This window comes from Psychrobacter piscatorii (assembly GCF_001444505.1).
In the GTDB taxonomy this organism is placed as follows: Bacteria; Pseudomonadota; Gammaproteobacteria; order Pseudomonadales; family Moraxellaceae; genus Psychrobacter; species Psychrobacter piscatorii_B.
In genome coordinates this window covers 1-13648 of the sequence record NZ_LNDJ01000103.1, presented here as the reverse complement: position 1 = coordinate 13648, position 13648 = coordinate 1, and the positions used below count along the sequence as shown (strand labels likewise).

Annotated in this window: 15 protein-coding genes; 2 read left to right on the top strand and 13 right to left on the bottom strand. The window is 42.2% G+C overall.

Features of this window, described 5'->3' with window-relative positions; translation table 11 throughout:
* Nucleotides 1-89 precede the first annotated feature (89 nt).
* Nucleotides 90-1031: a 3-hydroxyisobutyrate dehydrogenase gene (gene mmsB, locus AS194_RS11250; protein WP_058025593.1), complete on the top strand. Its 942-nt coding sequence runs from the start codon at nucleotides 90-92 to the stop codon at nucleotides 1029-1031.
* Nucleotides 1032-1193: 162 nt separating this feature from the next.
* Here the strand turns inward: mmsB and AS194_RS11245 are convergent, their stop codons facing one another.
* The gene (locus tag AS194_RS11245) at nucleotides 1194-1952 is read right to left on the bottom strand and encodes an IclR family transcriptional regulator (RefSeq protein ID WP_058025592.1); all 759 of its coding nucleotides are present in this window, start codon (nucleotides 1950-1952) and stop codon (nucleotides 1194-1196) included.
* Between the two features lie 594 nt (nucleotides 1953-2546).
* Here AS194_RS11245 and AS194_RS11240 point away from each other — a divergent pair.
* Entirely contained in the window at nucleotides 2547-3428 is an 882-nt protein-coding gene (locus AS194_RS11240; protein ID WP_058025591.1) for a hypothetical protein, read from the top strand.
* Nucleotides 3429-4795: 1367 nt separating this feature from the next.
* Here the strand turns inward: AS194_RS11240 and AS194_RS11230 are convergent.
* The 12 genes from AS194_RS11230 to AS194_RS11175 all read right to left on the bottom strand — a co-directional run bounded on the left by AS194_RS11230 (nucleotide 4796) and on the right by AS194_RS11175 (nucleotide 13541).
* The gene (locus AS194_RS11230) at nucleotides 4796-6145 is read right to left on the bottom strand and encodes a DUF3987 domain-containing protein (protein WP_083499683.1); all 1350 of its coding nucleotides are present in this window, start codon (nucleotides 6143-6145) and stop codon (nucleotides 4796-4798) included.
* Between the two features lie 9 nt (nucleotides 6146-6154).
* Nucleotides 6155-7054, bottom strand: a complete 900-nt coding sequence (locus tag AS194_RS11225; protein WP_058025588.1) for a hypothetical protein — start codon at nucleotides 7052-7054, stop codon at nucleotides 6155-6157.
* A gap of 106 nt (nucleotides 7055-7160) precedes the next feature.
* Nucleotides 7161-7709, bottom strand: coding sequence for a hypothetical protein (locus tag AS194_RS11220; RefSeq protein WP_058025587.1), 549 nt, complete (start codon nucleotides 7707-7709; stop codon nucleotides 7161-7163).
* A complete protein-coding gene (locus AS194_RS11215; RefSeq protein WP_058025586.1) occupies nucleotides 7702-7899 on the bottom strand; it encodes a hypothetical protein in 198 nt (65 codons plus the stop codon). The genes AS194_RS11220 and AS194_RS11215 overlap by 8 nt, the downstream gene beginning before the upstream one ends.
* On the bottom strand, nucleotides 7886-8161 hold the full coding sequence (locus tag AS194_RS11210) for a hypothetical protein (RefSeq protein WP_058025585.1): 276 nt from the start codon (nucleotides 8159-8161) through the stop codon (nucleotides 7886-7888). Before AS194_RS11210 ends, AS194_RS11215 begins: the two co-directional genes overlap by 14 nt.
* On the bottom strand, nucleotides 8154-8429 hold the full coding sequence (locus AS194_RS11205) for a hypothetical protein (RefSeq protein WP_058025584.1): 276 nt from the start codon (nucleotides 8427-8429) through the stop codon (nucleotides 8154-8156). Before AS194_RS11205 ends, AS194_RS11210 begins: the two co-directional genes overlap by 8 nt.
* Nucleotides 8416-8730 carry a helix-turn-helix domain-containing protein gene (locus AS194_RS11200; RefSeq protein ID WP_083499682.1) on the bottom strand — a complete coding sequence of 105 codons (315 nt, stop codon included), beginning with the start codon at nucleotides 8728-8730 and terminating at the stop codon, nucleotides 8416-8418. The genes AS194_RS11205 and AS194_RS11200 overlap by 14 nt, the downstream gene beginning before the upstream one ends.
* Before the next feature lie 3 nt (nucleotides 8731-8733).
* Nucleotides 8734-8961: a helix-turn-helix domain-containing protein gene (locus tag AS194_RS11195; RefSeq protein ID WP_058025582.1), complete on the bottom strand. Its 228-nt coding sequence runs from the start codon at nucleotides 8959-8961 to the stop codon at nucleotides 8734-8736.
* A 196-nt stretch (nucleotides 8962-9157) separates the two neighbouring features.
* On the bottom strand, nucleotides 9158-9571 hold the full coding sequence (locus AS194_RS11190; protein WP_058025581.1) for an antiterminator Q family protein: 414 nt from the start codon (nucleotides 9569-9571) through the stop codon (nucleotides 9158-9160).
* Nucleotides 9572-9658: 87 nt separating this feature from the next.
* Nucleotides 9659-10999, bottom strand: coding sequence for a coiled-coil domain-containing protein (locus tag AS194_RS11185; RefSeq protein ID WP_058025580.1), 1341 nt, complete (start codon nucleotides 10997-10999; stop codon nucleotides 9659-9661).
* 179 nt (nucleotides 11000-11178) lie between these two features.
* Entirely contained in the window at nucleotides 11179-12564 is a 1386-nt protein-coding gene (locus AS194_RS11180; protein WP_058025579.1) for a tyrosine-type recombinase/integrase, read from the bottom strand.
* Nucleotides 12565-12737: 173 nt separating this feature from the next.
* Nucleotides 12738-13541 (bottom strand): 4'-phosphopantetheinyl transferase superfamily protein, encoded by an 804-nt coding sequence (locus tag AS194_RS11175; protein WP_058025578.1) that lies wholly within the window; start codon nucleotides 13539-13541, stop codon nucleotides 12738-12740.
* Nucleotides 13542-13648 lie beyond the last annotated feature (107 nt).

Sequence of the window (13648 nt, the reverse complement as noted above, 5' to 3'; positions counted from 1 at the left end):
ATTTGCGAATGTTCAACACGCCCTACTAACAAATATTGTCAAATAGTATGTAGCAATGGCTACATCATAAATCATCAAGGAGTGATGAGATGGGTACAAAAGATACAGTGATGATGGATAATAACTCTAAACCAAATATTGCCTTTATTGGGCTTGGTAATATGGGTGCGCCTATGGCAGAAAACTTATTAAAGGCAGGATATACACTTTCTGTCTTTGATTTGTCTGATGCAGCAACCCAGCGCTTAGAAAAAGCAGGTGCTCGCGTGGCACAGAGTCCTAAAGATGCAGCGAGCAATGCTCAAGTTGTCATTAGTATGCTGCCGGCGGGTCAGCATGTGCACTCTGTGTATCTGGGCGATAGTGGCGCTAATGGTCTGCTGGCAGAATTACCAAAAGGCACGCTTGTGATTGACAGTAGTACAATAGCGGCTGCTGATGCTAGGACAGTGGCAGACGCTGCAAGCCATCTTGGCATCGACTTTTTGGATGCCCCCGTGTCTGGCGGGACAGGCGGGGCGATTGCTGGTAGCTTGACCTTTATTGTTGGTGGTGATGACGACGCTTTTGCCAAAGCTGAGCCGATACTCGCTGTAATGGGGAAAAATATTTTTCATGCAGGCGAACATGGTGCAGGACAAGTTGCGAAGATTTGCAACAACATGCTATTAGGTATCCTAATGGCAGGCACGGCAGAGGCGATTAATTTAGGGGTTAAGAACGGTCTAGATCCCAAAGTATTATCAGATATTATGCTACAAAGCTCAGGCCGTAACTGGACGTTAGAGGTCTATAACCCTTATCCGCAAGTTATGGAAAATGTCCCATCTAGCAATGGCTACCAAGGTGGTTTTATGAGTAAGCTGATGCAAAAAGATCTCAATCTTGCCATGCAAACGGCAAAGGATACTCATGTAGACACGCCAATGGGTGCCAAGGCAACAGAGTTATATGCCACGCACACGCTTGAGAACGGTGATAAAGACTTCTCTAGTATTATGGGCCGTCATGATGCCTCGGTATTGTTTTAGAATTATCTTAGAAATAACGACTCATATACTCAATCACTCTTACTATCGTGAATAGTGAGGACTGATTAAAGAGCGCTTGTTATATGCAAAAAGGTTCATGCTACATTTATAGCATGAACCTTTTTTTTATTTGATCATAGTAATGAATGAGCAATGACTCTATTAGCTTTGTAAGTCATACACGAGAGCTTGAATATCTTGCGCTGCTTGCTGTAGTCGAGGTACATGAGTCAGTAATTCGTCGAGCGATACGCGTATCGTTGGTGCATGCAGGTACAATGAGGCCAGATAGCGCGACTTTTTATCTAATATAGGCACCGCCACTCCCACCATTTCAGAGATAAACTCCTCGTTATCAATACCAATGCCAGTGGTAGCGATACGATCGAGCTCGGCATTCAAGGCGTCAATATCAGTGATGGTATTTTTGGTGAATTTGTCTAATGGTAAACCCTGCAATATTTTATTACGACTGGTGGTAGACAGTTGGCTCAAATACAATTTACCAGTTGCCGTACACCACATGGGCGACTTTGCACCTACTGGGAGGTATATCTGCAATGGTAAGGTCGTTTGTGCGCGGTTGGTATAAATCATATTCATATGATAAGGAACACCGATACCGCAAGTTTCTTTAAGCTCATCAACCAGTTTTTGCAAAATCATCTGGCGCTCATTAAAGAATAAGCGCTGCTGCCAAAGCTCAACGCTCAGATTGCGAACCCGTTTACCAGGAACAATACCGCCACCGATATCAACGGTCAAAAAACCATCGTCGACCAAATTCTGAATTAAACGGTGTATGGTCGGTTTAGGAATATCCAACTCTTGCGATAGCTCAAGTGGAGAGAGAGGTTTAGAAGCATATGACACGGCTTCTATGATCTCTAACACACGGGTGATCGAGGATACTTTAGGCATATAAAAGGCTCAGTAGTAGTAAAAGGGGGTGAGGCTGACGAGACTATAATGTTTTCATAACGAAGACAAATAGTAATAAATCTGCATTCCCACGATAGATCTATCTCTATGTCTAATTTAGCACAATATCAAGCTGAGACAAGGCTTGGTGATACTATATAAGAACATTTGTACTGTTAGCTTCCATATTTACAATTTTTTCTAAGCGAAACAGTAGATACCTCAACTCACACATTGCAACATTCTGTAGTAATAAGCTATATAACTGCTGTTGAGTTGAGTGGCTTACTCAGACATTATGATGAAACATTTTGTAATACCCTCACATGAACATTAAGCGGATCAGTATTCATGTCTACCCTGATTAATTGCTTTGAGAGGGTTTTGTAACAGGAATTCAAAGTTTTGCAGGTTGGTGTAGCAATTATTACAGTAACTATGCAATCTTTACATAACGGCAAATAAAAAGCGCATCTATGGGGGTGACTTTTTGAGTCAAAATTGTTTTAATCTCTTCAACAAAATGGTGGTTTAAAAAAGAGCAAAATTATCATTTTTTACGGGCGAGTTACTTTACACTTTAGGAGAATAATTATGAAACTTATTAAACTTACAGCTATCTCTGCTGCTGTTCTAGCATCAACTGCTGCATTAGCAGCTGATCCAGTTATCGTTGTTGATAATAACGATGCAGTAGTATACGAAGCTGAACCAGTGGCTGTTGCCTACCAAGCAGAACCTGCTTACGCATATAACTCTGATGCTGGTATCGTACGCAACACTACTGGTGCTGTAGTTGGTGGTACTAAAACTTTCTTCCAAACAGCTGTTAACCCAGCATCTGTTAGTGCTGAAGTTGGTACTCTAGGTTATGGTGCTAACATCGGTTGGTCACTTAACGAGAAAACTGAATTACAAGCTGGTTGGGCAGGTGGCGACGCTGCTGAGCTTTTCGGCGGTGATTTTGATGCAAACGATGTAAACTATGATGTTGACACTGACTTTAGCAACCCATATCTAGGTGTGCAATTGCGTCCTACTGGTAACTGGTTCACTATGGGTGCTGGTATCATCGTTCCTGATAACGAAATCACAGCGACTGCTAATGCTAAAGATGCAGGCGATAATGGCTACTATCCAGTTGACGGCGCTCGTTACTTCGTAGGTACGCCTGATCCTGATCAAGTTGATTTAACGCGTGGCGATATTACAGAAGTTGGTGGCGTGCAAGCTGATCTTGAGCATCGTAACAAGCTAGCTCCTTACTTAACTATTGGTTTCCGTCCTAACATCACTAACAACTTCGGTGTATTTGGCGAGCTAGGTGCTGCGTATCTTGGTAAGACAACAGCAACTGTTAATGCTAACGGTGCTAACGGTGCACTTGCTGAAGATCAAATCAAGAAAGAATTAGAAGACGAGAATTATCTTGAGTGGATGCCAATCGTTAAACTTGGTGCAACTTACCGTTTCTAATCTAATCACAGTGTAAGTACTGTCATTAGAACAAAAAAAACGACCCTTTTTAGGGTCGTTTTTTTGTATTGTAAGTTATTGTTTTAAATGGTAATAATTATATTCATACTTCATTTGGTAGCCGATTTGGTAGCCAGTAGCTTTAATTTTTGGATATTATTTACCGTTTCAACATTCCTCAACATGCTAGGGCGGTGCTCTCTTTTTAACATGGCTTTAACTTACTCATAGTGGCTGTAAGTCACGCGCCTACGTTACTTGTCGCGAAATTCCCTTTAACTTCTTTTTGAAACGGTTTTTTTCTTGTGCGTGTGAATGGTGGCGGTGTCCTCTGTCGATACGCTCAAAACTCAAAACAATACCCCCCTCGATACCTGTCCGAAAACTCCCCTTTTTATGGACTCTAAAAAGTCCTTTATGTGCATGCGTACTGTTCGCAAAAGTCCCTTGTAATTGGTGCTTGCTTCGCGCGTGTGCGTACTGTTCCATAAACTCCCCCTAACGTGTCCAACAATTCATTTTTAACCCTGCTTACGATGTCCGAAAATTGCCCCTTTTATGGACTCCGAAAACTAGGCAACGGTAAGTTTCAAGCCAGCATTGCGCGGTGTGTGATTTGGTTTTGAATGTAAGGTTTTATAAGGTTTTCGATATGTGGTTTTCTAACGTTTCAATGTGAGGTTTTATTAGGTTCTCAATGTTAGCATTTGTCAGCAATAACAGGTTTTGACAGGTTCTAACCTTGTGGTTTTCTTGGGGTAGTGAGTGCTGCCAATGGATAATATTAATATGAGGTTTTATGAGGTAGTAGCGCGGTGCTGATTTTGTTTGACGGCTCTACGCCTTTTTGACTGTGTTGTAACTCTGTGGTTTATCAATGGTAAGGCTTGGCGCGGTTATTATTGTCATTCATGCTTTGCAATCCGTATAGGAGGGTAAAGGTAATTATGCTTTTAAACCTTAACATTTATTAACATGCTGGCAGTCATCAAACTGGTTTGAATGTAAGGTTTTATCAGGTTTTGAATATTGGGTTTTGCTGGGTTCTACGATGTCCGAAAATTACCCTTTGCATGAGATAAGTCCAAAACTGGACGCATCTAAAAACTAGGGGTTTCCTCAGGTTTTGAGTGCTGACAATGTAAACAAATGACAACATGCGCGGCGGTGCTGTTTATCTAAAACCTTAGGGTTTCCTTAGGATATCTTTACATTATAAAAAGACGCTCATGCCTCAATTAATCATTAAATTATTACTATTGCCTCCAAATTTGCACTGTCAAAACTGACATAACCCCCAAACAGGCACAAAAAAGGACGCTATTTATTAATAACGCCCTGATATTGCACTGCCAAAACTGACGAAACTAAATAAATGTTTTTAGGTTTGGATTGATAAAGTAACGCTCTGTTGGTCTGCCACCTTGTCCCGTGCTTTCCACCTGCTTGTAATTGAGCCAGTCATATTCTATCAGCACATCAAGCGCGGTCTGTATGGCATTGTCATCATTTAGCCCTTTCCAGTTCTTGCGCTTAAGACTTCGAGCCGTAAAGCCATAACTTAGCCAGTTGGTTTTGTCGGTTTTGTCACCTCCTTTTTTAACCATCTCTAATATTTTATTTGATAGTAAAGACGCTTTGAGGTGTGAATTATCAGTAATGCAGCTATAAACTCTCAGCATGTGCGACTCCAACATATCGCCCCATGCAATCGCTGCTTTGAGTGCGTCAAGGCTAACCCCTCCTAAACGTCTGCCTATCTCGATACAGTCCACCAGATGAAAGATGAGGGCTAACGCTGGTATCAGTCTGCCATACTTGAGCAAGTGCTGGGTTATTACGTCATGTTCTGCCTCATCAGCTTTGTTCTGTAAGTTGTTATACCAATCCATAAACACAGGATAGGCATTACTATCAAAACGAAAGTATGGGCGCTTGTAATATTCGTTTGGCTCATGTGCCCCGTAACTGACTAGGCTATCAGTATAAAGGTTGTCCATTGACTCAAACAAGGCATAAACGGCGTTACGGCTATCCTTGTCCACGGCTATATCGTTCTCCTTTGCCCGTGCTATTGGGTCTGGGTAAACCATCATTTGAAAGCGTTGCATGAGTCCGTCATTGCCTAACCCTCGCATGGTTTTCTCTAAATACATTTCGAGCTTATCAGGCTGCAAGCCACCAATGACAGACAAACAATGATTTTCAATGAATAGCGAGCCGCGCCCTATTCTGTCCACCATTGCGCTGCCTGTACCGTTAAAGCCCTCTAAATAAAACGCGCGTTTTTCTTGTTCGCCCTCCTTATCAAGACTGGCTAAAAAGCCTGACAGCTCATCACGAAACTGTAGTACGCCATTATTGTTCTCGTTCTCAATTTCGCCCAGCTTTTCCATAGTAATATCGCCTACCATGTGTCGGCGTGGTGTAGGGACGTTGTTATCTTGTGCCTTACTCTCTGCTATGGCGGCTGCCTTTTGGTGCAAGTCATCAGGTGTTATAGGGTTGTCCGTGTCATCGGCTTGGGTAGCGAGCTGCTTAGCCATTTTCTTGAGTGCGTCATCGTCTGCCTTTGCTTTGCTGTCGTTGATAAGCTTTTGCGTTTCATGTTCTTGTTTAGCGAGTTCATGAGCTGCCCGTGCTTTGCTGGCAAGATTATCAATCGGTTTCATTGCGGCGGCGATTGATGGACTTTTCTTACTTGAGGGTTGCCCAATGACTGCACCTCACAGGTTTGGCACTATGTCCCAGTCGTCATAGCGTTTAGGCATGATAGCTACCTTTGTACCAACAACACTACCCAATGCCACAAGCAAAGGCACTGCCACAAATTCCAGCGATACGTTGAGCCGTTCGGCGCTGTTCATTGCATAGTTGTAAAGCGGTTCAGGTAGCATGTTCTTGGTTATGCTGGTCACTGGTGGCAAGGTGTGATTGATTGGCTTTGGCTTTGCCCAGTCTGCAAGCTCCAAGTCGATTATCTGGGTATCATCAAACGATAATATTTCAGTGTAACTTTTGCCACATTCAAGATGAGTCATCACACCCAATGGGGCTATAACTACTTTGACGTTACACCCTGCAAACTGCTTTTTAACTTTGTCCTTATGCTCAATGCTAGGGAATATCGTTACTTGGGTATCGTGTGCAAAGTGCTTAACGGTATCAAGGAATAAGTAGGGCGTTGGACTCACTGCTACTATGATTTGCTCATGTGCAAAATGTTTAGCGAGCTTTACCCCGTCTAGGTAATTATCAACTATGACAAGCTCATAATCGCTTTGAGGTGTGCCAAGAAATAGCGCACATGATTGGCTGGTGTCAGTGACAAAAGGCAATCCGCTATCATTAGGCTTGATACACAAAAGACTGATTGCCTCAAAAATTCTATTGTGTAATATTACTCCTACTGTTCCTGTGGTTTGCTGCTTTACCCCTGCATGTTCGCCCGTGGTCGGCGCGATTTCATGTTGAATGTCTAACAAGCTGCTTGGCTCTAATAGGTTATAGAGTTGAATTAGCAGCTCATCACCTTGTAATGTTTGTTCTGTCGCTGGGCTGTGGTCGCCCAAAACAGTGATTAAGCCCGTGTTGGTCGCATGGGCTTTTTGCTGTGTAGTGGTCATCTTTTACCCCTCGCTTGTGGCTTGTTAGGCTTGCGTTGCTCTCTATATTTTTTATAGTAGCTTTTGCGCTTGGCGTGCTTACGGCTCTGTTTTGGAGGGTAGGTTTTCACTGGCTGCCCTCCTTGCCGTAACGAGTCATTGCTAGAGTTTTATTGATTGAACCTAACTGGCTTTGCAGTAGCTCATGCCATGTTTCAGTGGTGTCATGCGTTAAGCGTGCCATTGATATAGCAGTGTGAGTCTCTATTTTCTCATAGTGAATGAGGGCTAATAGCTTGCCAATATCACTTATAACAACGGCTGCGCTTTCAAGGTCACAAGCAATATCTGATAGCTCAAAAGATGACATAACAATAACTTCATTGTCGTTCGGCTCGGTTATGTCTATTACTGTGCGCTGGCTGGTTTGGTTGCCATTGTATAGCGTGGCTATGGCTTGGCGGTTTGCTAGCGTGTCATGGAATAATGACGGGGCGGCATCATCGCGGCTTACCTTGCCGTCATTGCGGTAATGGTATGTTTTACCGTTGGTGGTAAAGCCTAAACAGCCGTATTCTTTATCATTGAATAGCTGATAAGTGCCATTGCCTACAGATGGGCATAGAACGCTGTCACCTGCTTTGAATGTGGCTGGTGTGCTGTTTAAGTTACTCATGATTATTTACCTTTAGTTTTGTTAGTGTTTGGACATTGACGGGCTGGCATGAGGCGATTAGTAGCAGCATTAACAAGCAAGCCATGATTGATAAAAAACCGATAGGGTTACGCTTACTTTGTTTAGGTTGCTGGTTGCTACTGGGCTGCCCGTGGTCGGCTTTTAGATTGGGTTTGTTATCTTTGGTCATTTCTTACGTCCTCCACGTTAAAGGCGATTTCTGCAATGCGTGTCGATAGCTCTTTTAATGACTCCACTTGTCGGCTGCCTGTCGGTAACAAGCTGCCTAACATTTTTACTTCTATTTCTGCTAATTGGGTCATGGTGTTAATGGTTGTCACATTGGCGTGCAAGGTAGTGATGAGCTGGTCGATAAAGTCATCAGGTATCATCAAGTAACCCTTTTCTTTTAACCCGTCCATGACGCGATTTATAAAGTCGTTATCACTCATAGTCATTCACCTTAATTTCAGGTAGTAAGATAAGCCCACTCAACATCTCACTAACGATACTTGCCAGCTCACCATTAGCAAGTAAGGCAGACCGTATAGCGACTATTACGCCTTTACTTGCGTCATCATCGGTATGGATAGCATTAAGCGCCATTGCTAGGCTCTCAGCATCGTTTGATAGGTCTTGTATGCGGTCATCAATGACAGACAGATAATAGCTATCTACTGGCACTAGGCGCGGTTCTAACACTTCATTAGACTGGGGCATGTTCTGCTCCTTTGCTGTCGTTGCTGTCGTTGCTGTCGTTATGCTCAACTTCTAACAAGGCTGCCTCATCGAGCCAATACAAGCTAAAACGCTTATCATTGTGCGTTACCATTTCGCTTTGAATGACTAGCCCCGATTTTCTAAGCTCATGTATGCGTTGGGCAAGTGAGGTAATGCGGTAAAGACGATAAGCGTCCCAAGTGGTTATTGATGAGCCTGTCATTAGGTGCGCTCTTACTGTGTCGATTTGGGTCTTTGGTACTTGCTCGTTATTAACGGGGGCGGTTGCTGTAGTGTTCATTGGTTACACCTCACTGTTAGCATGCTGGCTATCAATAAATGCCAGAATGTCACTGTTCTTAAATAGTAAGATGCCATTGACGTTTGACGGCTTGATAAACTTGCCAGCTTTCCACCAGCGGCGTAACGTTTGATGATGAATGCCTAAGATAGCGGCGGCTTGTTTGATACGCATTTGCCCGTCTGGGTGAATTGCTGGGGGTGTCGGTTTGCTGTGTGTTGCTGGGGTCATGCTATTAACTCCTAATGATTGCCATTGATTGGCGTGGTCTGGAGTTAACAGTATGCTAGGCAGTGTATGGGGTGTGGCAATGGAGCACTCTTAAGAAAGGGGCGTTATGTGAGGGTATGCCCCTCATGTTTTGGACAACAAAAAAAGCCCTGCATTGCTGCAAGGCTCTTATGTTCTGCTCATGTTGTTACTGGTCTTATTGGTGGCGGCTCTTACTGATTATCAAGCCTGTTATAAACCCCTCAGCATTCGCTATGAGCTGGGCTGCTTGGTGCGAGCTGACTTGCTTGTCGCTGTCCTCTCCATACTTAAGCGGCGTTAGATATTCGCGGGCTATAGCGCGGTCGCTCATTTGGTCAATATATTTTAATCTTAAAATCTTGCCCTCTAATGGCTTATGCTCACATAGAATAGTGACAAGCCCCTCAATTTTCAGCGCCTCATCATCAGTTATAAACATCGTAGTGCGTGGTTTGCTTTTCTCTACAACATGCCCGCGCATTAACATAGCCATTGGACTGGTATAACCTAGCCCTGTACCGTCTGCTAATACCCAATGCCCCCAAGACGCTAACAAGTTCTGCACCTCTAAATCTAAGCTGTACGTCATAACTCAATGCCTCATAATGTATCTTGATATGGTACGGCTGCATATAGGGCGTATGCAATGGGGTAGCCCCAAGAAAGGGGCATTATGCTATGAGGTAGTCTTTTCTTTTCTAGGTGGCATGTGTAGCTGTTCAATAGCTCGCAAAAGGTCAGCTAGTTCATCTTGCTTGTTTTTACTATGCGCGGTATTTATCAACATTGCCACACGCTTGCCTAATGTATTGTCTGGATTAAGCCCTAACTTTTTAGCAATTACCTTAAACTTGCCACCATGAGAAGTGATATGACTATCTTTTAGTTCATTATCCACATAAATACGCTGCCATATCATCAATGCTAAATGCAGTTCAGGCGGATAAACATGCTCACTCATGTTCTGCCAGTCAAGTGTCTGGTCTGTGGTCGTAGTCTTGGCGGCTGCCAGTTCGGTATTTGCTTTATCCAACTGCTCTTTGAGCTTGTCAATTTCAGCTTGTGCATTAGCTGGCGTATTTGTCTGTTGCTCTAACTCAAATATCTTACTATCTTTTTTCTTAATGACATTAAGTAGTCCTTGAATACGCTTTATCATTTCATCAGGTGTGTTTACGGGGTGCGTGTCTTCATGAAAGCTAAAGTCATTACTATAGATTTGATACGACTCTTTAAGGCGCTCATCTGGTGGCAATTTCTTATTAGTTAAGTCTATGCGTTTTCCAAAGGGAATAGTTACGACATCAGGCACACTGGCTTGAAACTTTGAAAGCTGTTGTTCTAGCTCGGCTATTTTGTTCTGCGCGTCTGTTAATAGTTGATTTGGCTGCTCACTGATATTCAAAGCAGTTGTATGCTGCCCTGTATTAACTGGCAACTGCTCCAAGATATTATTAATATCCTCAATACTGAAAAAAACATTATCCCTATCTATAAGAATGGACTCTTCAATATCTTCATACTCGTATGTATGTTCGTATGATGGCTCTTCATGGAATAACCAAGCGTGACTATCATTGTAATACTCGTCATTAGGTTTGATGTTATTTATTACTTTAGATGTTTCATCGTCACCAATAAAACGGCTTACTATAATTTCATGCACATACCCAGCATTTTGTCTCAGTTTAAAAATACTGTTACTTAGCCCCTTGAAAGCTGAGTCCCTAAACGGTATCGAGCTGCTAAATGATTTTCTAGACTCTAAATATAAAGAATGGTCATCTTTAAAATAGCCCTCAATACGCCATATATTTTTTATTTCTACACCCTTAAAATCCAGTTGCGCGGAATGTTTTAAGACTGCATAACCATCAAAATAATAGATAGGTTTTAACTGTCCTTTGTTTATAAATCTATCTAAAAACTGTTTTGCGCCTAATGTTTCAAACATTGAGCCTCTAATTTTGTTTTCAGTAATTAGGATAGCTTCATCAATAGATAAGTACTTAATCATGTTTACACCCTACACCCTTGAACAAAATAGGAGTGAGGCACTGACAGCATAAGGGTGTAAATCGCTGTCGTTCGGTTCATGACTACCTAGCCTCACAAGTGGAATGACAGCCCTTGAGCCGTCAAAACTGGTTAAAAACTGTCTAATATGGGGGTTTTGTCAGTTATGGCAGTGCTGTTTTAGGCTTGTTTCTCTTTTTTACTCTTAAAGTCAGCATGAATAACGTTATCAAACTTGCCAGCCTTAATATCGTCTAAATAGTTCGCCCATTTGGTCATCATGCGCGTTCTATCCTCTATTGCCGTCATGCGGTTGTATGCTTTGCCGTACTTATTCAGCATTGCATGACCTAGTGCCAGTTCGGTGATTAGCTCATCATAGCCCAGTCGCTCCATTAGCATGGTTTTTGCACTGGCTCTAAAACCGTGGGGGCTGTGAATGTGCTTGTAACCTTTGCCGTCATTCATTAATTCACTATTTAGCACCTTGTTAACTTCTTGCATGTGGTGATAGGGCGCTTTTTTGCGTCTGCTATTATGGAATACATGTTTTTGTTCGCCTGTCAGTGGCTGCATACGCTCTAATATAGCCATAGCTTGCGGTGCTAATGGTATGACTATGCTGTCCACCATGTCGCCCCGTCCTTTGCTCTTTTGCGGCTCTAAATGCCATTGTTTGGCGTTCAGGTCAATGTCTGCCCACTGCATGGCGCAAGCGTCACCAATGCGAACAAACGTTAAAGACAGTAGCTGTAATATGCTTTTGTTATATAGCTGGCGTGTATCATCTAACTGGTCAATGTCGTTTAGCAGTTTGGCAAATGCGGTAACGTCGTTGCTTAATGCTGGGCGGTGTTTGACCTTGTGATTTTTAAGCGTTCCCTGTAGCTCGCTTGCTGGGTTGTACTCAATCACCATATGAGCTTTTGCAATCTGTAAGATACTTTTTAATAGTGTTCTTACTCTTAACCCTTTGTAAGTGTGCTTTTTTTGAATGCCATTAATAAACTTGATAACGATGCTGGGTGTTATGTCTGTAACTCTCATATGTCCTAGCTGACTTTCAATCGGTTTTAGCAGTTCTTTATTCTTGTTAATAGTGCCTGTAGATAGGTTTTTGCTGTCTTGAATATCGCGCCATTCATTGATGAAGTGCTGCAAGGTGTTTTGGCGGTCTGTTATCTCTTTTTGCTTGGCATCGGCTCTATGCTCTATTGGGTCTATACACTTAGCTAATAACTGCATGTTGTCGCTGTGGTATTGACGGGCATCGGCAAGGCTCAACGCTGGGTATTGTCCTAGCGTCATGTATGGGCGTTTGCCAGTAATGGGGTGGGTGTAACGGTGTCTGAAGTCGGCTGTAGCGTCTTGGCTATCTTTATGCGGTCTTATGCGTAGCTCTAAGCCTTTATAGCCAGCTATGGGGTGGTTGGCTGTCTTAGCAGTCTTGATGGTGTCTTTGATTGCTTTCTTGATTTGAGTGTCAGTTGTTAGGTCTGCTTTAGCCATTGTCTTATTACCTTTATTTGGTAGCCATTTTGGTAGCCATTTGGTAGCCGTTTTCACATTTGCACTAACGTTATCACAAGTGATATATTAACAGTAAAGTCACGTAAAATAAAGGGTTTGAGGTTATCTGGTATTATCAGGCTTTATCAAAAAATGACCCTTTTTAGGGTCGTTTTTTTATGTCTAAAAGAAAGCGAAGATAATAAATACGAGAGCATTATCAGATATGATCAAAAAACGACGACTGTTTGATCTGCTTGCAATACTGCAATTTGGTGATTGGATTGATCGTTAGTATGACTGATAGTAATAAAGTCTTTATTCATATCATCAGTCAAGGCAGGAATGACATCAGAGTAATCTATACCTAAACCTTGTGCCAACGTATACTGATGGATCTTGATAAAGCTTTCTTTGATTTGCCATAGTAACTTTGCAATATAATCACGCTGATTTTTTGGTAACGTCTGTAAAATAGTAATTTCACTATCTGAGTAAAAACGCTTGACGATATGCCAAGCAACATCATTGTGCTCGATATCGATGCCAGCAGGGCGACGACGGCTGATGACCGCTGCTATTTTGCTGTATGAAATAGCAGGGATATTTTGATGAGATTTTTTATTAAATTCGTCTTTGTTATGAGCGGCTGTATGGCTAAAACAGACGTAATACTTGCTTTTGCTAAGGCGATAGGGAAAGCTCGACTCATCTAAGGTATCGCTGATTTCTAGCTTATTGAGTAGCGCTTGTAGTAACTGTCTCACACCTTGGCGCTGCTGTTGACGTTGCCTATGAGCAATACTACGTTTTGATATTGGTTTTTGTACTGCATGATAATGCCATTTGAAATGACGAAACTCAGTAAAAACCATATGTGATGATAGATACGCTGATAACCAGTATGAGTCGTTCCACAAGTTGCTCATTTCTACAGGACTGGATAAATCACTTACTTGAGCAGTCACGCACCAAGTTTCATGGTCGAGTTGAGTAAGTTGGACGTTAGTGATATTTAGTACTGGTATTATCATGAGTGGTCATTAATATTTTTAATTGAAAACGAAGTTTTTGTAGAAATATAAATAATATACTTAAAATTAGGTACCCTACATTTGAGTTTGAAATATTTATATCTTAC